We start from the raw sequence: 22,346 nt of genomic DNA on the forward strand, positions 1-22,346 counted from the left end.
AGGGGCCCCATCATGGGGCCCCTTTTGTCGTGCTCAGTCGGCTCAATCCTGCATGTAATCTGCAGGCAGCGCGATGCGCGCCACCCCGGAGGCTACCGCCGCCAGCGCCACGGCGCGGGCCACGCGAGGCAGCAGACGGGCATCCATCGGCTTGGGAATGACGTACTCCTTGCCGAAGGTGAGCGCACTCACCCCGGCGGCGGTCAGCACCTCGGCCGGTACGGGTTCTTTCACCAGGCCACGGATCGCCTCCACAGCCGCCACCTTCATGGCATCGTTGATGCGGCTGGCGCGCGCGTCCAGGGCACCGCGGAAGATGAAGGGGAAGCAGATGACGTTGTTGATCTGGTTCGGATAGTCGGAGCGACCCGTGCCCATGATGAGATCGCTGCGCACCGAGTGCGCCAGGGCGGGCTTGATCTCGGGATCCGGGTTGGAGCAGGCGAAGATCACCGGATTGGGGGCCATCAGGGCCACCGCCTCGGCGGGCAGCACGTCCGGGCCAGAAACGCCGACAAACACATCCGCTCCGTCGATGACATCCATCAGGGTGCGCAGCGGCGTGTCATTGGCGAAGCGCTGCTTGTACTGGTTGAGATCGGTGCGACCGCGGTGGATCACCCCCTGACGGTCCAGCATGAAGATGTTCTGTGGCGCAGCGCCGCACTTGATCAGCAGATCCATGCAGGCGGTGGCGGCGGCACCGGCCCCCATGCAGACGATGCGGCTCTGCTCGATGCGCTTGCCCTGCACTTCCAGCGCGTTGAGCAGACCGGCGGCGGTGACGATGGCGGTGCCGTGCTGATCATCGTGGAACACCGGAATGTCGCAGCGCTCGATCAGCGCCTGCTCTATCTCGAAGCACTCGGGAGCCTTGATGTCTTCCAGGTTGATGCCGCCGAAGGTGTCGGCGATGGCGGCCACGGTGTCGATGAACTGCTGGCTGGTCTCGTGCTTCACCTCGATGTCGATGGCGTCGATGCCGGCGAAGCGCTTGAACAGCAGGGCCTTGCCCTCCATCACCGGCTTGGAGGCCAGCGGCCCCAGATTGCCCAGCCCCAGGATGGCGGTGCCGTTGGAGATGACGGCCACCAGGTTGCCCTTGCCGGTGTAGCGGTAGGCATCGGCCGGGTTGGCGGCGATTTCGCGCACCGGCTCGGCGACGCCAGGGCTGTAGGCCAGGGCCAGATCCCGCGCGGTCTCGGCGGGCTTGGTGAGGGCTATGGCTATCTTGCCGGGAATGGGCTGGGCGTGGTAATCGAGCGCTTGTTGACGAAGATCGTGACGCAGATCGGACATGGGGGACCCCGATACGGAAGTGAATGAGTGGTGCATTGGCTCGCCTGTGGCGAGGGCTGAGGATCATAAAGAAAACCACCGGGCTTTCACAGCAGAAAATATCGCCAAATCGCACTGAAAGCTGACTCAGCAGCATCTCCTGCCGCGTATAAATACCCATTTAGTTATAGATTCGATTTCAGTCCATCACGGGAATGCCGGCCCTCGCCTCCGCCTGGCGGGCGATGGCCTCCGTCATCCCCTGGAAGATGAAGAGGTGGAAGGGCAGCATGGCGAGCCAGTAGGCCAGGCCCCAGGCCCCCTGGGGGTGCCAGTGGGCGGTCACCCGCAGCCGGGTCAGGCCGGACTCCTGGGGCTGGATGTTGAACTCCAGCCGCCCGACGCCGGGGGCCTTCATGTTGAACAGCAGATCCAGCCTGCGCCCCTCGTCCACCCCGAGGATCTGCCAGGAGTCCAGCATGTCCCCCTTCACGAAGCGATCCGGATTGGTACGACCCCGGGTGAGCGCCGGGCCCCCGATCAGGTGATCCATCCATTCGCGTACCACCCACAGCTCGTTCATGTAGAAGTAGCGCTGCTCGCCCCCCAGCTGCTGCAGCACCTGCCACACCACCTCGGGGGAGGCGAGGCACTCGGCCTCCCCGCTGGCGGTGCGATCGTAGAAACCGTACTCTGGATGGCGCCAGCGCAGGCCGAGCGGCGTCTCCTCCCCCTGCTGCTCGGCGCCAAGCTTCTGCTCCAGCGCCAGGCTCTCCGTCAGCGCCTCGTCGAAGCTGAGCAGGTGCTGGGGCAGCAGGGCCCGCAGTGGACCATCGTCGGCCGGAATGTCGTGCTTGAGGCCGCCCACCAGCGCCTTGGCGATGGGTTGGGGCACAGAGGTGGCAAACTGCAGCCACCAGGCGGAGAGCCGCGGGCTCAGGAAGGGGATGGGAATGATGGGGCAACGCTTGCCGATGTGGGCGGCAAACCTCTGCAACTGCTGCTGATAGCTGAGCAGCTCGGGGCCGGCCGCGTTGAAGATGCGGCCATCCACCCCTTGCGCCTCCACCAGGCCGCCCAGATAGTGCAGCAGGTTGGAGAGGGCTATGGGGGGCGTGCGGGAGCGCACCCACTTGGGCGTCACCATCATGGGCAGGTTGAACACCAGATCCCGCATCACCTCGAAGGCGGCGGAGCCGGGCCCTATGATGATGCCGGCCCGCAGCTCCACCGTGGGCACCCCCGCCTCCCGAAACAACTCGCCGCAGTGGCGACGGGAGTTGAGGTGGCGACTGTTGCAGGGGATCGGTTGTATGGCCCCCAGATAGACGATGCGGCGCACTCCGGCGGCGCGGGCGGCAGCGGCGAAATTCTTCACCCCCTGCTGCTCCAGCCGGTGAAAACCGGCGCCTGCCCCCATGGCGTGCACCAGATAGAAGACGGTATCCACCCCGGCAAGGGCCGGCAACAGGGTGATGGGCTTGAGGCTGTCGGCGAGACGAAACTCCACTCCCTCCGGCAGGCGGCAGGGGCGGCGCGCACCGGCGATCACCCTGTAACCCAGCCCTTGCAGATGGGGGTACCAGATAGGAACCTATGTAACCCGCCGCACCCATCACCAGACAGTTTCGCATTCCAACACTCCTTGCCATCCCCCATGGACTCGCACCACCATAGGGCAAAGCGGGGCAATACAGAATGCCAGCCAGTAAAAAAGGCGCCCGATGGGCGCCTTTTTCAGAATTCTTCAGAAGTAAGATTACTTCTTGGCAGTCAGACCACCGAAACGCTTGTTGAACTTGTCTACGCGGCCGCCGCTAGAAACTTCTTTCTGCTTGCCGGTATAGAACGGGTGGCATGCGGAGCACACGTCCAGGTTCAGATCTTTACCCAGGGTAGAGAAGGTATTGATGACGTTACCGCAAGAGCACTTGCAGGTGATGGCTACGTACTCGGGATGGATACCAGCTTTCATGGACAACCTCGATTATCAGGCCGTGTCGCCATCCGATCTCTTGTCGGACACCACACGATTGTTGAACACAGTTTCAAAGGCTGCGAATAATATAGGAAATGCCTGAGTTCAGGCAAGTGGCTTCGCAGAAAAAATAGGCAACCCCTGGTGGATTCATCGCAAACGCTTGATCTGGTTCGTGTCGCTGTCCCGGTACCCTTACGCCGTCACTTCGACTATCTCTCCCCTTTGCCCCTGCCTGAGCCCGGTTGCCGGGTCGAGATCCCTTTCGGCCCCCAGACCCTGGTCGGTCTGGTGGTGGATCACCCGACCGAGAGTCAGGTGCCCCGCGCCAAGTTAAAGCCCTTGAAGCGGGTGCTCGACACGGCCCCTGTGCTCGGGCCCGACATACTGGCGCTGATGGCCTGGAGCGCCGGCTACTACCAGCACCCCCTGGGTGAGGTGCTGCCTCATGCCCTGCCTGTGCTGGTACGCAAGGGGGAGCCCGCCGCCTACCGGGAGCTGGAGTTCTGGTTTGCCACAGAAGCCGGGATGGCAATCGATCTCAACGAACTCAAGCGGGCCGCCAAGCAGCAGCAGGCCCTCGCCCTGCTGCGCAAGGGTCCCCAGACGCCGTCTGCGCTCAAGCAGGAGGAGATTCAGAGCGCCGCCCTCACCGCCCTGGAGAAGAAGGGACTGCTGGAGAAGCGCAGCCTGGAGCCGAGCCACGACGGCGACTGGGCAACCCATTTTGACGCCGGTGAGGGGCTGCGCCTCAACGGAGAGCAGGCATTGGCGGTGGCTGCCGTCACCAGCCAGAGCGACAAGTTCGGCGCCTTCCTGCTAGACGGCATCACGGGATCCGGCAAGACAGAGGTGTACCTGAGCATACTCGAGCCCCTGCTCCGGGCGGGCAAGCAGGCGCTGGTGATGGTGCCGGAGATCGGCCTCACCCCCCAGACCATCAACCGCTTCCGCCGCCGCTTCAAGGTGCCCGTGGTGGCGATGAACTCCGCCATGAACGACAGGGAGCGGCTCGATGCCTGGCTCGCCTGCCGCGACGGCGGCGCCGCCATCCTGATCGGCACCCGCTCCGCGGTCTTCACCCCGTTCAAGAACCTCGGCATCATCATCATCGACGAGGAGCACGACGGCTCCTTCAAGCAGCAGGACGGTTTTCGCTACCACGCGCGGGATCTGGCGGTGATGCGGGCCCATCGCGCCGGTATCCCAATCCTGCTCGGCTCCGCCACCCCGTCGCTCGAGACGCTGCACAACGCCCGCACCGGCAAGTACCACCACCTCAGCCTGACGCGGCGCGCCGGCAACGCCCAGACCGCCCGCCAGGTGATCCTGGACATCAAGAGCGTGCGGCTGCAGGCCGGGCTCTCTCCCCAGCTGGAGCAGCTGATGGCAGAGCACCTGGTGGCGGGCAACCAGGTGATGCTGTTCCTCAACCGACGCGGCTATGCCCCCTCGCTTATCTGCCACCAGTGTGGCTGGAGCGCCGCCTGCGAACGCTGTGACGCCTGGTACACCTGGCATCAGGCTGGGCGCCGGCTGCACTGCCACCACTGCGACAGCGTGCGCCCACTGCCTCATAGCTGCCCGGAGTGCGGCAGCAAGGAGCTGATTGGCTCAGGAGTCGGCACCGAGCAGCTGGAGCAGCTGCTCACCACTGTTTTCCCTCAATACCCTGTGGTGCGTATCGACAGAGACAACACCCGCCGTAAAGGCGAGCTGGAGACCCATCTCGGCGACATCAAGGCGGGCAAGTACAAGATCCTGATCGGCACCCAGATGCTGGCCAAGGGACATCACTTCCCGGACGTAACCCTGGTGGGTCTGCTGGATGTGGATGGCGCCCTGTTTTCCGCCGATTTTCGCGCCGCCGAGAAGTTGGCCCAGCTCTACACCCAGGTAGCGGGCCGGGCCGGTCGCGCCAGCAAACCCGGGCTGGTGGTGTTGCAGAGCCACCATCCGGAACATGCCCTGTTGCAGGACCTGACCCAGAACGGCTACGGCCACTTTGCCGATACGGCGCTCAAGGAGCGCCGTCTGCTGGGGCTGCCGCCCTTCAGCTATCAAGGGTTGTTCCGAGCCGAGGCCAACGGTCGCGACGAGGTGCAGCTGTTCCTCACCCGTCTCGCCGATACCCTGCGCAGTGCCCGTTATCCCCAGGTGCAGGTGCTCGGGCCCATCAGCGGCTTCATGGAGCGCAAGGCGGGCAAGTTCCGCATGCAGCTGCTGGTGCAGGGACCGAACCGGGCCCCCCTGGCGCAACTGCTGGATTGGGCGGTGAAGGAGCTGGACGGCTGGCCGGAGACCAAGAAGGTGCGCTGGAGTCTGGATATAGACCCTACAGAGCTGAGCTAGCGCCCCTCACCCAGCACGGTGGGTGCCAGCACCCTGGCCTGCTCCAGGGCCAGTGGTTGCTGATAGCTGTGCGCCATCACCACGGCCCCTTCCAGCAGCAGGCATAGCCCGGTGGCCTGCTCCACGGTGCACTCGAGGGCCTCCCTGACCCAGTTCAGCAGCGCCAGCTTGTGGGCCACCACCAGCTTGCGCACCGGATGGCGCGCATCAGAGAACTCGGCACTGGCATTGATGAAATTGCAGCCGTAGAAATCGCTGCGGCCAAACCAGTCGGCGAAGCCGTCGAGCAGCGCCCGCAACCTGGCCTCCCGTCCCGACACCCCGTCCATCTTGGCATCGAGCAGGGCAAAAAACTCCGCATCCCGCGCCATCAACACGGCCTCGATCAAGGCGTCCTTGGTGGGGAAGTGGCGATACAGGGTGCGTTTGGTGCTGCCCGCCTCGGCCCAGATGCGATCGATGCCGGTGGCGTGAAAGCCATGACGATTGAACAGCCGGTAGGCCGTCGCCATCAGTTGCTGACGTTTCTCACTCACGCTGATTTCCCCCTTGAAGTACACCGATCTGTCTACCTAATGTCGCAACTGAGGTCAAGCAACCCGTCACACATTGAGGAGACAGAAGATGGAGATGAAACAATGGAGACCCGCCTTGCTGGCAGGCGCAGGCGCCAGCATGGCCATAGCTCTGCTTGGCTGGCTGGATCTGAGCTGGCAATTGACCCTGCTGATGGCGCCCTTCGGGGCGAGCTGCGTGCTGCTCTTCTCCCTGCCACAGAGCCCGCTGGCCCGCCCGCAGAACGTGCTGGGGGGCCACCTGCTGTCGGCGACCCTGGGCTTGCTGGTGCAGTTGCTGCCCCTGCCCATGGAGCTCAAGCTGGCCCTCGGCGTGGGCCTCTCCGTGGCCATGATGCAGGGCCTGGGGCTGATTCATCCCCCCGCCGGGGCCAATCCGCTGCTGGTGTTGCTCACGGCGCAATCCTGGCCTTTTCTGTGGGAAACAGTCCTGCCCGGTGCCTTGCTCCTGGTGATCATGGGGCGCGGCGCCCGCTGGCTGAATAGCCGACCGCTCGGGGCACCATGATCGACGAGGGGGCCTGGGCCCCCTCGTTGTTTTTACCCCATGACTGCTCCGGCTTATTCGGCGACCTGGGAGACCCCGGTCAACCGCACCTCGACCCGGCGATCCGGGGCCAGACAGGCGATCATCTGCGCCTTGGCGCCATCCGGGCAGCTACCCCCCGTCACCGGTGACGACTCGCCCTGCCCCTCGGCCCGCACCTTGTCGGCAAACAGCCCCTTGGCAATCAGGTAGTCGGCCACTGTGCGGGCACGCTGTTCCGAGAGGGCCTGATTGTAGGCATCGGATCCCAGCCGGTCGGTATGACCGATCACAGTGGCCACCCCGTCTTTCGGGTTGGCCGCCAGGATCTGGGCAAACAGGCTGTCCAGCGCCTGGCTCGCGGCCGGCTTCAGGGTCGCCTTGTTGAATTCAAACAAGACGTCCGAGTCCAGGCTGAACTGCTTCTCCACCAGCACGGGAGCCGGTGCTGGCTCAGGCACGGGAGCCGGCGTCGGCGCCACCGGCTCGTCACCGACCTGACCGAAGCGATAGAGCATGCCCACCGACAGCAGGCCATTGTCCATCTCGACACCCGACTCCCCAGGTGAGGTTTTACCTAAGGGGGTGGTGTACTGGTATTCGAGACGGACAGCCCAGTCACGATCGAATGCATATTCAACCCCCAGAGCCCCCACAAAGGCTGCACCATGATACTTATGGCCCTTATCGGTAAAGGTGTAATCATTCGCAGAGTTGGCGGAATCCCGATACCACTCCGAATAAGCACTTTCGGTCCAGGCATAAGCTCCCCCCAGTCGACCATAGATATCCAGCACCGAGGTCGCGGGGAAACTCATCTTCATGGTGGCCTGGATCATCTGGGCTTCGGCTTCGCCGTTGATACCAGCAGACTGCGTACCCAGCGATCCCGATTTATCCAGCTTGAACTTGCCAAGCCAGTCATAGCCGAGCTCAAAACCCAGATTTTGATTCAGTTGATAACCAACAAAAGCCCCCAGCCCGAGGTCGTTATGCTTTTGGTCTGGCTCCAAGAAATCGACGATTTCCTTTACCTGAGCGTTGTAATCCACCCCGTAAAAATTGGACCAGCCGGCCTTGCCGCCGACATACCAGGTATTGTCCTGGGCGGCAGCCTGCACCGTCCCCGTTGCCATCAGAGCGCCGATCAGGACGGCGAGCATAGATCTGTTCATGGATGAGCCCCTGCAATGAATTGTTATGACGCGGATGCGCCTCTCTTCCCTGACGGGGCCCTGAACCCAAGCCCCGCACTCAGATTATCCCATCTGCAACCAGCCTCAAACGACCAGGGACTCAGGAGTGTGATATTGGCGACATTATCGGCAGATGCACACCCCGGGGCGCCCATAAAAAAACGAAGAGCCAGGCTCTTCGTTTTCATCTCGGGGCAGGATGGTCAAGCCGCCGTCACTGACTGCCCTGGCTCGCCAGGAACAGGCGGTAGGCGGGATCCTCGCTCACCTCCTTCCAGCCGTAGCCAATCTCGCGCAGGTAGTCGTGGAAGGCAGCCACGTCCTCGTCCGGCAGCTCGAAGGCACAGAGCACCCGGCCATAATCGGCGCCGTGGTTGCGGTAGTGGAACAGGCTGATGTTCCAGCGACAGCCCAGGGTCTCGAGGAAGCGCATCAGGGCGCCCGGCTGCTCCGGGAACTTGAAGCTGTAGAGACGCTCACCAAGGGGCCGGGCCGGGCGGCCGCCAATCATGTAGCGCACGTGGTTCTTGGCCAGCTCGCTCTCCGTCATGTTGACCACGGGGTATCCGTTGCCACCGAGCTGATCGATGATCTGGCCGAGCTCCTCGTCGCCCCCGCTGAGGCGCACCGAGACGAACAGGGAGGCCTGGGCCGCATCCGCGTAGCGGTAGTTGAACTCGGTCACCATGCGGGGCCCAAGCTGACGGCAGAAGTCGAGGAAGGCCCCCTTGCGCTCGGGTATGGTCACCGCCAGCATGCCCTCGCGCTTCTCGCCGATCTCGCAGCGCTCCGACACATAGCGCAGGCTGTGGAAGTTGACGTTGGCACCCGACAGTATGGCCGCCATCCGCCCGCCCTTGACCTGCTCCCGCTCGCTGTAGGCCTTGAGCCCCGCCAGCGACAAGGCCCCTGACGGCTCGGCGATGGCACGGCAGTCGTCGAAGATGTCTTTCAGCGCCGCGCAGATCTGGTCGTTGGAGACGGTCACCACCTCGTCCAGATACTGGTTGCACAGGCGGAAGGTCTCGGTGCCGATGCGCTTGACCGCCACCCCGTCCGCAAACAGGGAGACCCGCTCCAGGTTGACCGGCTCGCCGGCCTCCATGGCGGCCTTGAGGCAGGCGGAGCCCTCGGCTTCCACCCCTATCACCTTGACATCCGGCAGCAGCTGCTTGATGTAGACAGCCACCCCGGCGGCCAGGCCGCCGCCCCCCACGGGCACGAAGACGTGGGTCAGGTGGGTGTCCTGCTCCAGCAGCTCCTTGCCGATGGTGCCCTGGCCCGCGATCACCTCGACGTCGTCGAACGGCGGTATCAAGGTGTAGCCCTCGGTTTCTGACAGACGGCGGCTCTCGGCATAGGCCTCGTCGAAGCTGTTGCCAAACAGCAGCACGTTGCCGCCCAGGCGACGCACCGCATCTATCTTGATGTCCGGCGTGGTCTTGGGCATCACTATGATGGCCTTGATGCCGAGCTTGGCCGCCGACAGCGCCACCCCCTGGGCATGGTTGCCCGCCGAGGCCGCCACCACACCGTGGGATTTCTGCTCGGCGCTCAGGGTGGCGATCTTGTGATAGGCACCTCGCAGCTTGAAGGAGTGCACCGGCTGCAGGTCTTCCCGCTTGAGCGCCACGTGATTGCCGAGTCGCTCGGAGAGCTTCTTTAGGGTCTGCAAGGGGGTCACACGCGCCGCCTCGTAGACGGGGGAGAGCAACACCTTGCGTAGATAATCTGCCGCTGAAACCATGTCCTATTCCTCCAGCTTGCTTAAATCGCGCACCGCGCCCTTGTCGGCGCTGGTAGCGAGCATGGCGTAGGCACGCAGGGCGTAGGAGACCTGACGCTGACGGTTCAGCGGCTTCCAGCCACGGGCTTCCACGGCAACACGGCGGGCGGCCAGCACGCTGTCGGCCACCTCCAGCACCATGCTGCGGGCCGGGATGTCGATGTTGATGATGTCGCCATCCTCCACCAGGCCTATGGTGCCGCCGGAGGCCGCCTCGGGGGAGACGTGACCGATGGAGAGGCCAGAGGTGCCACCGGAGAAGCGACCGTCTGTGATCAGGGCGCAGGCCTTGCCGAGCCCCATGGATTTCAGATAGGTGGTGGGGTAGAGCATCTCCTGCATGCCGGGGCCGCCTTTGGGCCCTTCGTAGCGGATCACCACCACCTCACCGGCCTGGACAGTGCCATCCAGGATGCCCGCGACCGCCGTGTCCTGGCTCTCGAACACCCGGGCCGGGCCGCGGAAGCAGAGGTTCTCGTCATCCACCCCGGCGGTCTTGACGATGGCACCGTTGAGGGCCAGGTTGCCGGAGAGCACGGCCAGGCCCCCTTCCAGGCTGTAGGCATTCTCCAGGGAGCGGATGCAGCCCTCGGCACGGTCCAGATCCAGCTCTGGCCAGCGGCAATCCTGGCTGAATGCCTTGGTGGTGCGGATCCCGGCCGGGCCGGCGCGGTAGAAGTCGTGCACCGCCTTGTCGTCACAGCGGCTGACATCATAGGCCTCCAGCAACTCGCTCAGGGAGGTGCCGAGCACGTTGCGGGTATCGCCATGCACCAGGCCGGCTCTTTCCAGCTGGCCCAGAATCGCCACCACGCCGCCGGCGCGGTGCACGTCTTCCATATGGTACTTCTGGGTGGAGGGCGCCACCTTGCACAGCTGGGGCACCTTGCGGGACATGCGGTCGATATCGGCCATGGTGAAGTCCACCCCGGCCTCCTGGGCCGCCGCCAGCAGGTGCAGCACAGTATTGGTGGAGCCTCCCATGGCGATGTCCAGCGCCATGGCGTTCTCGAACGCCGCCTTGGTGGCGATGTTGCGCGGCAGGGCGCTCTCGTCATCCTGCTGGTAGTAGCGGTTGGCCAAAGCGACTATGCGCTGACCGGCCAGCTTGAACAGCTGCTCGCGGTCCGCATGGGTCGCCAGCATGGAGCCGTTGCCCGGCTGGGAGAGGCCGAGCGCCTCGGTCAGGCAGTTCATGGAGTTGGCGGTGAACATGCCGGAGCAGGAGCCGCAGGTGGGGCAGGCGCTGCGCTCTATCTGATCGCTCTGGGCGTCTGAGACCTTGGGATCGGCACCCTGGATCATGGCGTCCACCAGATCCAGCTTGATGATCTGATCGGAGAGCTTGGTCTTGCCCGCCTCCATGGGACCACCGGAGACGAAGATCACCGGTATGTTGATGCGCAGGGCGGCCATCAGCATCCCCGGGGTGATCTTGTCGCAGTTGGAGATGCAGACCATGGCGTCGGCGCAGTGGGCGTTGACCATGTACTCCACAGAATCGGCGATAAGCTCGCGGGATGGCAGCGAATAGAGCATGCCGCCATGGCCCATGGCGATGCCGTCATCGACCGCTATGGTGTTGAACTCCTTGGCGACGCCGCCGGCGGCCTCGATCTCCCGGGCCACCAGCTGGCCGAGATCCTTGAGGTGCACGTGACCGGGCACGAACTGGGTGAAGGAGTTGACCACGGCAATGATGGGCTTGCCGAAATCCTGATCTGTCATGCCGGTGGCACGCCAAAGGGCGCGGGCCCCGGCCATGTTACGTCCGTGGGTGGTGGTGGCGGATCTCAACTTCGGCATTGTCTCTACTCCCTGAATACATGAGCCCGACTGGGCAAACTTATGGTGCGAAGCTGTCGCTTCAAATCGGTTGTGGCAAGGGATCTGCCCTTGCCATAGCCGACTCTTGTTGGCGCGAGCGGGCGACGGGTCGCCCGCTCGTTCTCAATCAGTCGTTGACCGGGGTCAGCCAACCCCACTTGTCCTCGGTCTGGCCGTTGCATGGGGGCAAATGCTGCCCCCGCTGATTCAATCGTTAACTGGGGTCAACCAGTTCCATTTGTCCTCGGTCTGACCGTTGAACAGGCCGAAGAAGGCATTCTGCAGCCGCTCGGTCACGGGGCCACGGCTGCCAGCGCCCACCTTCATCCGATCCACAGAGCGCACCGGGGTCACCTCGGCGGCGGTACCTGTCATAAATATCTCGTCCGCCACGTAGAGCGCTTCCCGAGGCAGCGCCTGCTCGCGCACCTCGTAACCGAGATCCCGGGCCAGCGTCATTATGGTGTCGCGGGTGATGCCGGGCAGGATGGCGGCGGTGGCGGGCGGGGTGAAGATCACGCCGTTTTTCACTAGGAAGAGGTTCTCACCGGCCCCTTCGCTCAGGTAGCCGTTCACGTCCAGCGCCAGCCCCTCGGCGAAGCCGTTGCGCTTGGCCTCGCGGCTGATGAGCTGGGACGAGAGATAGTTGCCGCCGGCCTTGGCGCCGGTGGGGATGGTATTGGGGGCGAGCCGGTTCCAGGAGGTGACACAGACATCCACCCCGTTTTTCAGCCCCTCTTCCCCCAGATAGGCGCCCCAGGGCAAGGCCGCGACCATGAGATCCGCCTTGGCATCCAGCGGCGGATGCAGCCCCAGCCCCACGTTGCCGACAAAGGCCAGCGGGCGCAGATAGCCGCTCTTGAGGCCGTTCTCGCGCACCACTGTGCGGCAGGCTTCATTCACTTCGAATTCGCTGTAGGGCACGTCCATCCAGTAGATTTTGGCGGAGTCGAACAGGCGGCGGGTGTGCTCCTGCAGGCGGAAGATGCAGGTCCCCCTGGGGGTATCGTAGGCGCGCACCCCCTCGAACACGGAGGAGCCGTAGTGCAGGGCATGGCTCATGACGTGGACCTGGGCATCTTGCCAGGGCACCAGCTTGCCATTGAACCAGATGTATTGAGGCTGAGTGGCAGATTGGGAAGGCTGTGACATTGGCTTGGCTCCTTAAGCGCTGATCCGGGGTTGCTGTTCCAGTGCATCGACCCGGGAGACATCCACCAGCTTGACCAGCTGGCTCCACAACTGCTGGATGGGACGCTCCGACTCGACAGTAACCGTGATCCGCAGCTGTTGGCAATCCTGCTCCATGTTCAGAGAGCAGAGAGCGAAGCCACGGTGACGCACCACCCGCAGCACCCGCTCCATCACTTCGGGTCTGGGCTGGGCGTGAATATGCAGGGTGTGCTGCGCAAATCCGGGTTGGTGAAAGCTGTGCTGCTTCATGGGCGTTGCTCCATCATCTTGTGGTTGGCGACTCCCGGTGGAACCAGGGGCCAGACGTTTTCTTCCTCTGAAATGGCCACATGCAGCAGGTAGGCACTCTCGCTTGCCAGCAGGCGATCGAGCGCCGGTGCTATCTGCTCCTTGCATGTGATGGTCTCGCCCGGGATGCCGAAGGCAGCGGCCAGGGCGATGAAATCCGGGTTGTCGGAGAGTATGGTCTCGCTGTAACGGCCGTCGAAGAACAGCTCCTGCCACTGGCGCACCATGCCGAGACGTTGATTGTCGATCAGCACCATCTTCACCTTGAGCTGGGCCCGGCGTATGGTGCCGAGCTCCTGCACGTTCATCATGAAGGAGCCGTCACCGCTCACCAGCACCACCTCGTCATCCGGGCGCGACATCTTGGCGCCGATGGCGGCGGGCAGACCGAAGCCCATGGTGCCGAGACCGGCGCTGGAGAGGTGATTGCGCGGGCTGGTGAAGCGCATGTGCTGAGCCACCCACATCTGGTGCTGACCCACGTCGCAGGCCACCACGCTGGTCTCGGGCAGCAGTGCCGAGAGCTGCTTGAGCAGGGCCGGGGCATAGATGGGCTGGCCGGGATGGTCGTAGCGGAAGGCATACTCGCGAGCCATGGCGGCGCAGTGCTCACGCCAGGGGTCGATCGCCAGCGCCATGGCCAGGGCGGGCAACACTCGCTTGAGATCCGTGGTGATGCCCACATCGGCGGCGCGACGCTTGCCGAACTCGGCGGCATCCACGTCCAGGTGGATCACCCTGGCCTCGGGGGCGAACTCTTCCAGTTTGCCGGTCACCCGATCATCGAAGCGGGCACCCACTACCAGCAGCAGATCGCACTGCTGCACCGCATAGTTGGCGGCCTTGGTGCCGTGCATGCCGAGCATGCCCAGATAAACGGGGCTGTCGGGGTCGAGCGCCCCAATCCCCTTGAGGGTGGTGACCGCCGGCATGCCGGTGGCGGCGGCAAAGTCACGCAGCTGCTGCTCAGCGTTGGCCATGCCCACCCCGCCCCCGACGTAGAGCACGGGGCGCTCGGCAGCGGCCAGCAGGGTGCGGGCCAGGGTCAGCTCGGCCGGATTGAGGGGCTCTGGCTCCTCCACCGCAAACAGCGGGCTCTGGGTCGGCACGGCGGCCAACTGCACATCCTTGGGAAAATCGATGAGCACAGGACCCGGACGCCCCTCGGTGGCGATAGCGAAGGCTTCCGCCAGCACCCGCCCCAGGTCTGCAGGGTCTGTGACCATGAAGGAGTGCTTGGTGCAGGAGAGGGACATGCCGAGCACGTCGACCTCCTGAAACGCATCGGTGCCGACGGCGGCGCAGGCGACCTGACCGCTGATGGCCACCAGGGGCACGGAATCGAGCAGCGCCTCCGCCAGGCCAGTCACCAGGTTGGTGGCCCCAGGGCCCGAGGTGGCGATGCAGACCCCCACCTGACCGGAGGCGCGGGCATAACCCACGGCGGCCAAGGCGGCCCCCTGCTCGTGACGGCAGAGCTGATGGGCCAGGCCACCGTCATACAGGGCGTCATAGACCGGCATGATGGCCCCGCCCGGGTAACCAAACACCTGGGTCACACCCTGTTTCTTGAGAGCCTGTACCAAAAACTGCGCGCCGTTCATGTGGAAATCCTGTCCTTTGGTCGAAAAAAAACCCCCGGGCCGTGAGGCTCGGGGGTCGCTTGTTTCGTTCTGTCCGGTGGTGGGTCTATCCCTTGTTCCGTGCAGCTAAACGAGCCCCGAGCGGTGAGATAATAATCACCACTAGGACCACAATAATGCTGACGAAACGGGAGGCCATGTTCATAGTTACAACCGGAAATCCTGTGAAATGGAGGCGGTTTGCACCGCGAATGGCTATTAGAACTAGCACGGTGATTTTTATTGGGCAAGCCTTTTTTACCTGACAAGACTCTGATTTCGACTGATCAGCAAGCTGCTCTCTGGAACAAAAAACTAATAAAAAACGGTTAATCAGCACATACATCAAACCAAGGACGGGATTTATGTCATTAGCTGTGGTTTATAGCCGTGCCAGCCTGGGGATAGCGGCGCCGCAAGTCACGGTGGAAGTCCATTTATCCAACGGCCTGCCCGCCTTCAACATGGTGGGCCTGCCGGAAACCTCGGTGAAGGAGTCGCGGGATCGGGTGCGCAGTGCCCTGCTCAACGGCAATTTCGAGTTCCCCTCCAAGCACATCACAGTCAATCTGGCCCCCGCCGATCTGCCCAAGGAGGGAGGCCGTTTCGATCTGGCCATCGCCATCGGCATTCTCGCCGCTTCCAAGCAGATACCGGCAACATACCTGCTCGATCATGAATTTTTAGGGGAGCTTGCCTTGACCGGCGAGATCCGTCCCGTGCTCGGGGTACTGCCCGCCGTGCTCGCCTGCCGCGATGCGGGTCGTACCCTGCTGGTACCGCGAGAGAACGGCCCCGAGGCCTCCCTCATCCAGGATGCCGAGGTGCGCACCGCCCACCAGCTGCTGGCCGTCACCGCCTGGCTGGCGGGTCAGTACGAACTGCCGCTGCCGGAGCCCCAGACCACGCACACCCTGCCCGACGTGCCGGATCTGCAGGATGTGATCGGCCAGTCCCAGGCCAAGCGGGCGCTGGAGATCGCCGCCGCCGGCAGCCACAACCTGCTATTCATAGGCCCGCCCGGTACCGGCAAGAGCATGCTGGCCAGCCGTTTGCCCGGCATCTTGCCGCCGCTCAGCGAACAGGAGGCGCAGCAGACCGCCGCCATCCACTCCATCGGCGGCCTCACCCCCCGCGCTGGCCACTGGCATCACAGGCCCTATCGCACGCCCCACCACAGCGCCTCGGCGGTGGCCCTGGTGGGAGGTGGCAGTCACCCGCGGCCGGGGGAAATATCCCTGGCCCACAATGGTGTGCTGTTTCTCGACGAGCTGCCCGAGTTCGAGCGCAAGGTGCTCGACTCCCTGCGCGAGCCGCTGGAGACGGGTCACATCATCATCAGCCGGGCCGCCCGCCAGGTGGATTTTCCCGCCCGCTTCCAGCTGGTGGGCGCCATGAATCCCAGTCCCTGCGGCCACTATGGGGACGGCCAGACCCGCTCCAGCCCGGATCAGATACTGCGCTACCTCGGTAAGCTCTCAGGCCCCTTCCTCGACCGTTTCGATCTGACGGTGGAGGTGCCGCTGCTGCCCAAGGGGAGCCTCACCGGCAAGGCGGAGCGGGGAGAGTCGAGCCAGCAGATCCGCGACCGGGTGCTAGGGGCGCGGGAGCGAATGCTCAGTCGCAACGGCAAGCTCAACAACCTGCTTGATAGTCGCGAGATAGAGGATATTTGCCGACTATCGCCACAAGATGCCGAATTTCTGGAGAACGCCATCCAGAAGCTGGGGCTCAGCATCCGGGCCTGGCACCGCATTTTGCGGGTGTCGCGCACCATAGCGGATCTGGCGGGGCGCCCCACCATCGAGAAGGGACATCTTATCGAGGCGCTCGGCTACCGGGCCATGGACAGGCTGCTGTCACGGCTGCGCAGCGGCCAGTGAGGGCCAGGAGATCCCGGCGTCTGTGCGGTGCATCCATGGTCTAGCGTCGGATCGGCTGATATTATGGCCACAGATCTGACCACTTGGTTGCCACCCACAGACACGAAAACGGATCCGATTCATGCACAACAAGCTGATAGAGCGGCTGCGCGGCTGCCTCTCGACCCTGCTCTATTTCCTCAACACCCTCTTCTGGTTTGTCCCCATACTGCTGCTCGGCCTCATCAAGCTGCTGCTGCCGCTCAAGGGCTGGCGTACCCTCTGCAACGCCCTGCTGGACGGCTGTGCCAGCTGCTGGATAGGTTTCAACAATCTGATCCAGAAAACCATCATCAGAACCCCTTTCGAGGTGGTCGGAGTGGACAAAGGACGCCGGAATGAGTGGTATATGGTGGTTGCCAACCATCAATCCTGGGTCGACATACTGGTACTGCAGCGGATTTTTAATCAAAAAATTCCCTTCCTGAAGTTTTTCCTCAAGAAAGAACTGATTTGGGTACCTTTTCTCGGTCTGGCCTGGTGGGCGCTGGACTTCCCCTTCATGCGGCGATATTCACGCAGCTTGCTGGAAAAGAAGCCGCATCTGAAGGGAAAAGACATAGAAACGACGCGCAAGGCCTGTGCCAAGTTCCGCCACATTCCGGTGAGTGTGATGAACTTCGTAGAGGGCACCCGCTTCACCACCCACAAGCACGACAAACAGGGTGCCCCCTATCGCCACCTCCTGCACCCGAGGGCTGGCGGCATCGCCTTCACCCTGGCGGCCATGGGGGATCAACTGCACAAGCTGGTGGATGTGACCATCGCCTATCCGGGCGGCATCCCAAGCTACTGGGACTTCATGTGCGGTCGGGTCAAGGAGATCAAGGTTCGGGTCCGCTTTCTGCCGATCGAACGCAATCTGGTGGGGGATTACTTCAATGACCCCGAGTTCCAACAAGAGTTTCAACAGTGGCTGAACGGGATCTGGCGCGAGAAAGACCAGACCCTGAACCAGCTGCTGGCGGACAAGACGCAGTAAACGACGCCCATGCTAAGCCTGCTCCCCGGCCCCCTGGTGCTGTTCATCAGCGCCGGCCTGACCATATTGTTCACCGCCCTGTGCGCCAGCCTGATCCTGCTGGTCTCCCTGGCGAAATTGCTGTTGCCGATTCCGGCCTTTGGCCGCGCCTGCAGCCGGCTCAACAATGGCTTCATGAGGCTGTGGCTGGGTTGCAACGCCCTGGTGATCCGCCTCACCACCCGCATCGACTGGCAGCTCGAGGATGACACCCGGCTGCGCAAAGATGGCTGGTACCTCATCATCAGCAACCACATGAGCTGGACCGACATAGTGGTGCTGGGCCACCTGTTCCGCGACAGGCTGCCGGTGCCCAAGTTCTTCATGAAGCACGAGCTCATCTACATACCGCTGCTGGGGCTCGCCTGCTGGGGGCTCGACATGCCCTTTATGCGTCGCTACTCACGGGAGTTTTTGCTGCGCAACCCGCACCTGAGGGGCAAGGACATAGAGACCACCCGCAACGCCTGCGAGAAGTTTCGCCACATCCCCACCACAGTCATCAACTTTGTGGAGGGGACCCGCTTCACCGAGGCGAAGCGAGAGGCGACCCGATCCCGCCACCGCCACCTGATGCCACCCAAGGCGGCGGGGCTCGCCTTCACGCTGGCGGCCATGGGGGAGCAGTTCGACAGCCTGATCAACGTCACCATCCGCTACCCGGACAACAGCGAAACGCCGTTCAAGGACTTCCTGATGGGGCGGATGAAGCGCATTCAGGTGCGCATCGAGGAGCTGCCAGTGGATGAGGCGCTGGTGGGTGACTACTTCAACGACAAGCAGTTCAAGCGCGGTTTTCAGGCGTGGCTGAACCAGCGCTGGCAGGAGAAGGACGAGGTATTGGAAGGGTGGCAGCGAGCTCAGGAGCCCGCTGCGGTGGCCGCCAGGGAGAGTGCCAGAGCCAGCTCTGGCAACTGATCCTCGCTGAACACCTGAATGCCGTGACGGCGCAGCAGGGCCGTGGTCTTGCCCTCACCCGCCATGGAAACGCCTTCGAAGCGGCCGTTGTAGATGCGGCCACTGCCGCAGGAGGGGCTCCCCTCCTTGAGCAGGGCAAAGCGAATGCCCTGCGCCAGGCAGAGCCCGAGCGCCAGCTCGGCGCCGCGATCGAACTCGGCCGTCACATCCAGCCCGCTCTCGGTTACCACAAGCTCACCCTGCCGCTCGGCGGGCGGGCGCGGGGTCGGCAGACCGCCCGCCACCTCGGGGCAGAACGCCAGCGCCCTCCCCTCGGCCCCCAGCGCATTCAGCCAGTCGCTGACTATCCCCTTGCTCTGGCCGTCGTAGCGTACCGGCTGACCCAGCAGGCAGGCGCTGACCAGTACCCGGGGCGGCGCTTTATTCATGCTTCCGCTCCATGCATCACCTGATCGAACATCACGCAGCAGGGGCTCTCCAACCGGTAGAGGATGGCGGGACGCTGCTTGCCGGTACGCTTGCGGCCGGTATCCACCAGGATGTCGGCACGATGGATCCGCTTGCGAAACGCCGCCGTGTTCATGGGGGTCTGCAGAACTATCTCGAAGGCCCGCTGCACCTCGGAGAGGGTGAACTCGGCCCCCAGCAGTTGCAGCGGCAGTGTGCTGTAGCGGCTCTTGATGCGCAGCCGCTCCAGCCCCATGGCGACCAGCTGGCCGTGATCGAAGGCAAGATCGAGACCCGGCAGGGCCGAGAGCGGGTGCCAATGCCCTCGCACGGCCTCCGCCTCCGGCTCGACCAGGCACAGATAGACGAGGGTGGTGGACCAGCCACGGGGATCCCGCTCCAGATTGCCGAGGGTACAGACCTGCTCGCTGTAGCAATGCCCCAGCCCCCACTCCCCCAGCAGACGGTGACGGGCGGCATCCAGATCCCGATCCCGGGTCTCGTCGATACGCAGGGCCGGCAACTGCCAGCAGTGGCTAAAGGGGGGGCGATCCCGGGTCTCGAGGAGCAGCTCGAGCCGCTCCTCGTTCAACCGCAGCACCACCATATCCAGACTCATTCTCGGCATCCTGGTCGACCTGCTCGCCTTCTAATAATGTTTGGTAGATAATATCACAAGAATATTATGTGCAGGAGCCACCCATGGGAACCATCGCCAGCCTGGATATAGATGCGCAGAAGGGGTTTACCCCCCTCTGCCCGAACGAGCTGCCCGTCGCGGGCGGGGCTGACATAGTGGCCGCTCTCAACGCGCAAGCCGCCCTCGCCAGCCTGCGGATCGGCAGCAAGGACGCCCACCCCGCGAACGCCGCCTGGGTGGTGACAACCCCCGCCGCCATGCTGCAACCGCTGGACCTGCCCAACGCCGATCTCACCTGGCCGACCCATTGCGTACCGGGCACCCCTGGCTTCGAGCTGCTCGATGGCCTGCCCGCCCCCATCGACTATGACTTCTTCGTCTGGAAGGGGGTCGAGCCGGACCTGCATCCCTATGGCGCCTGCTACCATGACCTGGCCGAGCGCCGCAGCACAGGCCTCATCGAATTCCTGCAAGCCCGGGGCATCAGCACAGTACTGGTGGGCGGCCTTGCCACCGACTACTGCGTCAAGACCAGCGTGCTGCAGCTGCGCCGTGCCGGTCTGCGGGTCATAGTGCACCTCGATGCCTGCCGTGGCATAGCCCCAGAGACGGTTGCCAGCGCCCACACCCAGATGATCGAGGCGGGTGCAGAACTGGCCCAGACCCTGATCGATGTACAACGCCTGCTGGACGCCTGATATGTCGCCGATCCTCACCCGCCAACTCGATACCGGCGCCTGCACCTTACCTATGCAGCAAGGGCGCGTCATCGTGCTCACCCGTCTGCGAGGAGCCTGATATGCCCCCTATCCTCACCAGCCTGCTCGACACCGACGCCTACAAGCTGCACATGCAGCAGGCGGTGTTCCATCGCTACCCGGATGCCGAGGTGGTGGCCGAGTTCCACAGCCGCAACGAGGAAGATCTGCTGCCCATGATGGGCGAGATCGAGGAGCAGCTGCGCCTCGCCGGCTCCCTGCGCCTGACCGGCTCCGAGCTCGACTTCCTGGCCGAGCGCCCCTTCTTCACCGCCGATTATCTCGATCACCTGCGCCGCAAGCCGCTGGATGCCTCCCTGCTCAAGGTGTTCGAGCAGGATGGCCGCATCAATGTGCGGGTCGAGGGACCCTGGCAGGATGTGATCCTGTGGGAGATCCCTGTGCTCGCCATCATCAGCGAGATGCGCAACCGCTTCCGCTATCCCCAGTTCGGGGTGAGCCATGCCCAGGCGCGGCTGGATCAAAAGATCGACAAGCTGGAGCGGGAACTCAGCCCCGAGGAGATGCAGGATTTCAACCTCATCGACTTCGGCACCCGCCGCCGCTTCTCCCATGCCGTGCAGGATGCCGTGGTGGGCCGCCTCAAGGAGCGCCTGCCGGCATTTCGGGGCACCAGCAACTACCAGCTGGCCCAGAAGTACCGGCTGCCGGCGGTGGGCACCCAGGCCCACGAGTGGTTCCAGGCTCACCAGCAGCTCGGCTTCCCGCTGGAACACAGCCAGCGCGCGGCCCTCATCAGCTGGCTTGACGAGTTCACCAACCACCTGGGAATCGCCCTGACCGACTGCATCACCATGGATGCCTTCCTGCGCGACTTCGATTTCGAGCTGGCCAGCCGCTATCAGGGACTGCGCCACGATTCCGGTGACCCCGTGGTGTGGGGCGAGAAGGCCATCAGCCACTACCAGCGGCTCGGCATAGATCCCAAAGACAAGACGCTGGTCTTCTCCGACGGCCTCAACCTCGACAAGGCCGTCGAGCTATTTCGCCACTTCCGTGGCCGCATCAACACCAGCTTCGGCATCGGCACCAAGCTCACCTGCGATCTGCCCGGCGTCAGCCCGATGAACATCGTCTTCAAGCTGATGGAGTGCAACGGCGGCCCGGTCGCCAAGATCTCCGACAGCCCGGGCAAGACCCTGTGCCGGGACGCGGACTTCATCCGCAACCTCAAGCAGGCCTTCCACGTCGGGGTGTGACCCCCCCAGGAACAGCAGACAACAAAAAGCCCGCCGGTTTGCACCGGCGGGCTTTTTTATCGACTCGGGAGAGGTCAGTCTTTCTTGGCCAGCAGGAATTTCACCAGCTGGTTGAACTGCTCCTGGGAGGTGATGGATTCAATTTTCACCAGGTACTTGCCATTGACCAGGAAGGCCGGCACACCGCGAATGTTGTAGCTCTCGGTGTTGCGATCGAACTGGGAGACCATGCCGGAGACGGCGAAGCTGTCGACGGCACCGTCAAACTCTTCGGCCGGTACGCCGTTGTCCACGAAGATCTGCTTCACGTCGGCACGGCTCTGCGGCACCTGACGCTGGGTGTGGATCTTGTCGAAGATGACCGGGGTCAGCTTGCCTTCGACGTTCAGCAGGTTGGCGACGGCATAGGCGCGTTGCATCTCCGGACCCATCTCACGGCCCAGGAAGGCCACCGGGTTCTTCTTCATCGGCACGCCTTCCGGCAGGCTCTTCTTCAGATCTTCGGCGATCGGCTCGAACTTGGCGCAGTGCGGGCAGAAATAGGAGAAGAACTCCAGCACTTCAGGTTGGGCGCTGCCGGTCTGGGTGACCACGTCATAGTTGACGCCTTCCTTGAATTCCGGGGCGGCGTGAACCATGGGGATCATCAGCATGGCAGCGAGGAAAAATAGTACTTTTTTCATGACGTTTCCTGTTAAGGGATCACTGTGAGGCACGCCCGGCGAACCGAAGCAGTCCAAGCCTATTGCGTCACCTTCCCGCCGTCAATGGCAAAGGCGGGTGGGCGAGCCCATCGCC

The 22,346-nt window shown here is 63.6% G+C and carries 19 protein-coding genes and 1 pseudogene; 7 read left to right on the top strand and 13 right to left on the bottom strand.

What is annotated here, in order from left to right:
* Window positions 1–42: 42 nt before the first annotated feature.
* The 3 genes and pseudogenes from Aeroheme_RS19890 to rpmE all read right to left on the bottom strand — a co-directional run bounded on the left by Aeroheme_RS19890 (window position 43) and on the right by rpmE (window position 3,253).
* The gene (locus Aeroheme_RS19890) at window positions 43–1,299 is read right to left on the bottom strand and encodes a malic enzyme-like NAD(P)-binding protein (protein WP_411166434.1); all 1,257 of its coding nucleotides are present in this window, start codon (window positions 1,297–1,299) and stop codon (window positions 43–45) included.
* Window positions 1,300–1,477: 178 nt separating this feature from the next.
* A pseudogene (locus Aeroheme_RS19895) lies at window positions 1,478–2,912 on the bottom strand (DUF2867 domain-containing protein).
* 125 nt (window positions 2,913–3,037) lie between these two features.
* A complete protein-coding gene (gene rpmE, locus Aeroheme_RS19900) occupies window positions 3,038–3,253 on the bottom strand; it encodes a 50S ribosomal protein L31 (protein ID WP_025328741.1) in 216 nt (71 codons plus the stop codon).
* Window positions 3,254–3,400: 147 nt separating this feature from the next.
* Between rpmE and priA the strand changes: the two genes are divergently transcribed.
* On the top strand, window positions 3,401–5,608 hold the full coding sequence (priA, locus tag Aeroheme_RS19905; protein ID WP_411166435.1) for a primosomal protein N': 2,208 nt from the start codon (window positions 3,401–3,403) through the stop codon (window positions 5,606–5,608).
* Here the strand turns inward: priA and Aeroheme_RS19910 are convergent.
* Window positions 5,605–6,144 (bottom strand): TetR/AcrR family transcriptional regulator, encoded by a 540-nt coding sequence (locus tag Aeroheme_RS19910; RefSeq protein WP_303808795.1) that lies wholly within the window; start codon window positions 6,142–6,144, stop codon window positions 5,605–5,607. The genes priA and Aeroheme_RS19910 overlap by 4 nt on opposite strands.
* A gap of 151 nt (window positions 6,145–6,295) precedes the next feature.
* Here Aeroheme_RS19910 and Aeroheme_RS19915 point away from each other — a divergent pair, with 151 nt between their 5' ends.
* Window positions 6,296–6,691 (top strand): HPP family protein, encoded by a 396-nt coding sequence (locus tag Aeroheme_RS19915; protein WP_411167272.1) that lies wholly within the window; start codon window positions 6,296–6,298, stop codon window positions 6,689–6,691.
* 53 nt (window positions 6,692–6,744) lie between these two features.
* Here the strand turns inward: Aeroheme_RS19915 and ompA are convergent, their stop codons facing one another.
* The 6 genes from ompA to ilvG all read right to left on the bottom strand — a co-directional run bounded on the left by ompA (window position 6,745) and on the right by ilvG (window position 14,604).
* The gene (gene ompA / locus Aeroheme_RS19920; RefSeq protein ID WP_171275201.1) at window positions 6,745–7,884 is read right to left on the bottom strand and encodes a porin OmpA; all 1,140 of its coding nucleotides are present in this window, start codon (window positions 7,882–7,884) and stop codon (window positions 6,745–6,747) included.
* Between the two features lie 235 nt (window positions 7,885–8,119).
* Window positions 8,120–9,652 carry a threonine ammonia-lyase, biosynthetic gene (gene ilvA / locus Aeroheme_RS19925; protein ID WP_163148355.1) on the bottom strand — a complete coding sequence of 511 codons (1,533 nt, stop codon included), beginning with the start codon at window positions 9,650–9,652 and terminating at the stop codon, window positions 8,120–8,122.
* 3 nt (window positions 9,653–9,655) lie between these two features.
* A complete protein-coding gene (ilvD, locus tag Aeroheme_RS19930) occupies window positions 9,656–11,497 on the bottom strand; it encodes a dihydroxy-acid dehydratase (protein ID WP_163137472.1) in 1,842 nt (613 codons plus the stop codon).
* Between the two features lie 228 nt (window positions 11,498–11,725).
* Window positions 11,726–12,670 (bottom strand): branched-chain amino acid transaminase, encoded by a 945-nt coding sequence (locus tag Aeroheme_RS19935; RefSeq protein WP_111910834.1) that lies wholly within the window; start codon window positions 12,668–12,670, stop codon window positions 11,726–11,728.
* 12 nt (window positions 12,671–12,682) lie between these two features.
* Complete coding sequence (gene ilvM, locus Aeroheme_RS19940) at window positions 12,683–12,961, bottom strand: acetolactate synthase 2 small subunit (protein ID WP_106885470.1); 279 nt, start codon at window positions 12,959–12,961, stop codon at window positions 12,683–12,685.
* On the bottom strand, window positions 12,958–14,604 hold the full coding sequence (ilvG, locus tag Aeroheme_RS19945; protein ID WP_411166436.1) for an acetolactate synthase 2 catalytic subunit: 1,647 nt from the start codon (window positions 14,602–14,604) through the stop codon (window positions 12,958–12,960). Before ilvG ends, ilvM begins: the two co-directional genes overlap by 4 nt.
* 383 nt (window positions 14,605–14,987) lie before the next feature.
* Between ilvG and Aeroheme_RS19950 the strand changes: the two genes are divergently transcribed.
* The 3 genes from Aeroheme_RS19950 to Aeroheme_RS19960 all read left to right on the top strand — a co-directional run bounded on the left by Aeroheme_RS19950 (window position 14,988) and on the right by Aeroheme_RS19960 (window position 18,483).
* On the top strand, window positions 14,988–16,505 hold the full coding sequence (locus Aeroheme_RS19950; protein WP_411166437.1) for a YifB family Mg chelatase-like AAA ATPase: 1,518 nt from the start codon (window positions 14,988–14,990) through the stop codon (window positions 16,503–16,505).
* Between the two features lie 121 nt (window positions 16,506–16,626).
* A complete protein-coding gene (locus Aeroheme_RS19955) occupies window positions 16,627–17,526 on the top strand; it encodes an acyltransferase (protein ID WP_163137468.1) in 900 nt (299 codons plus the stop codon).
* 9 nt (window positions 17,527–17,535) lie between these two features.
* Window positions 17,536–18,483: an acyltransferase gene (locus Aeroheme_RS19960; RefSeq protein ID WP_163148350.1), complete on the top strand. Its 948-nt coding sequence runs from the start codon at window positions 17,536–17,538 to the stop codon at window positions 18,481–18,483.
* On the opposite strand, the gene Aeroheme_RS19965 is transcribed toward Aeroheme_RS19960, so the two are convergent.
* Window positions 18,426–18,911, bottom strand: a complete 486-nt coding sequence (locus Aeroheme_RS19965) for a DUF523 domain-containing protein (protein WP_111910829.1) — start codon at window positions 18,909–18,911, stop codon at window positions 18,426–18,428. The genes Aeroheme_RS19960 and Aeroheme_RS19965 overlap by 58 nt on opposite strands.
* The gene (locus tag Aeroheme_RS19970) at window positions 18,908–19,558 is read right to left on the bottom strand and encodes an NUDIX hydrolase (protein ID WP_111910828.1); all 651 of its coding nucleotides are present in this window, start codon (window positions 19,556–19,558) and stop codon (window positions 18,908–18,910) included. Before Aeroheme_RS19970 ends, Aeroheme_RS19965 begins: the two co-directional genes overlap by 4 nt.
* A gap of 74 nt (window positions 19,559–19,632) precedes the next feature.
* On the opposite strand from Aeroheme_RS19970, the gene Aeroheme_RS19975 reads away from it, so the two are divergent.
* Both Aeroheme_RS19975 and pncB read left to right on the top strand, forming a co-directional pair.
* Window positions 19,633–20,268 (top strand): nicotinamidase, encoded by a 636-nt coding sequence (locus Aeroheme_RS19975; protein ID WP_393935596.1) that lies wholly within the window; start codon window positions 19,633–19,635, stop codon window positions 20,266–20,268.
* A gap of 101 nt (window positions 20,269–20,369) precedes the next feature.
* Entirely contained in the window at window positions 20,370–21,548 is a 1,179-nt protein-coding gene (gene pncB / locus Aeroheme_RS19980; RefSeq protein WP_411166438.1) for a nicotinate phosphoribosyltransferase, read from the top strand.
* A gap of 74 nt (window positions 21,549–21,622) precedes the next feature.
* Here the strand turns inward: pncB and Aeroheme_RS19985 are convergent, their stop codons facing one another.
* Window positions 21,623–22,231 (bottom strand): thiol:disulfide interchange protein DsbA/DsbL, encoded by a 609-nt coding sequence (locus Aeroheme_RS19985; RefSeq protein ID WP_111910826.1) that lies wholly within the window; start codon window positions 22,229–22,231, stop codon window positions 21,623–21,625.
* Between the last annotated feature and the right edge of the window lie 115 nt (window positions 22,232–22,346).

Source organism: Aeromonas sp. DSM 116730, from assembly GCF_046581335.1.
Taxonomy (GTDB): domain Bacteria; phylum Pseudomonadota; class Gammaproteobacteria; order Enterobacterales; family Aeromonadaceae; genus Aeromonas; species Aeromonas rivipollensis.

Excerpts from the sequence above, each read along its gene's own strand:
- Aeroheme_RS19890 (WP_411166434.1), bottom strand. The coding sequence starts at position 1,299 with ATGTCCGATCTGCGTCACGATCTTCGTCAACAAGCGCTCGATTACCAC.
- rpmE (WP_025328741.1), bottom strand. The coding sequence starts at position 3,253 with ATGAAAGCTGGTATCCATCCCGAGTACGTAGCCATCACCTGCAAGTGC.
- ompA (WP_171275201.1), bottom strand. The coding sequence starts at position 7,884 with ATGAACAGATCTATGCTCGCCGTCCTGATCGGCGCTCTGATGGCAACG.
- ilvA (WP_163148355.1), bottom strand. The coding sequence starts at position 9,652 with ATGGTTTCAGCGGCAGATTATCTACGCAAGGTGTTGCTCTCCCCCGTC.
- ilvD (WP_163137472.1), bottom strand. The coding sequence starts at position 11,497 with ATGCCGAAGTTGAGATCCGCCACCACCACCCACGGACGTAACATGGCC.
- Aeroheme_RS19935 (WP_111910834.1), bottom strand. The coding sequence starts at position 12,670 with ATGTCACAGCCTTCCCAATCTGCCACTCAGCCTCAATACATCTGGTTC.
- ilvM (WP_106885470.1), bottom strand. The coding sequence starts at position 12,961 with ATGAAGCAGCACAGCTTTCACCAACCCGGATTTGCGCAGCACACCCTG.
- ilvG (WP_411166436.1), bottom strand. The coding sequence starts at position 14,604 with ATGAACGGCGCGCAGTTTTTGGTACAGGCTCTCAAGAAACAGGGTGTG.
- Aeroheme_RS19950 (WP_411166437.1), top strand. The coding sequence starts at position 14,988 with ATGTCATTAGCTGTGGTTTATAGCCGTGCCAGCCTGGGGATAGCGGCG.
- Aeroheme_RS19955 (WP_163137468.1), top strand. The coding sequence starts at position 16,627 with ATGCACAACAAGCTGATAGAGCGGCTGCGCGGCTGCCTCTCGACCCTG.
- Aeroheme_RS19960 (WP_163148350.1), top strand. The coding sequence starts at position 17,536 with ATGCTAAGCCTGCTCCCCGGCCCCCTGGTGCTGTTCATCAGCGCCGGC.
- Aeroheme_RS19965 (WP_111910829.1), bottom strand. The coding sequence starts at position 18,911 with ATGAATAAAGCGCCGCCCCGGGTACTGGTCAGCGCCTGCCTGCTGGGT.
- Aeroheme_RS19970 (WP_111910828.1), bottom strand. The coding sequence starts at position 19,558 with ATGCCGAGAATGAGTCTGGATATGGTGGTGCTGCGGTTGAACGAGGAG.
- Aeroheme_RS19975 (WP_393935596.1), top strand. The coding sequence starts at position 19,633 with ATGGGAACCATCGCCAGCCTGGATATAGATGCGCAGAAGGGGTTTACC.
- pncB (WP_411166438.1), top strand. The coding sequence starts at position 20,370 with ATGCCCCCTATCCTCACCAGCCTGCTCGACACCGACGCCTACAAGCTG.
- Aeroheme_RS19985 (WP_111910826.1), bottom strand. The coding sequence starts at position 22,231 with ATGAAAAAAGTACTATTTTTCCTCGCTGCCATGCTGATGATCCCCATG.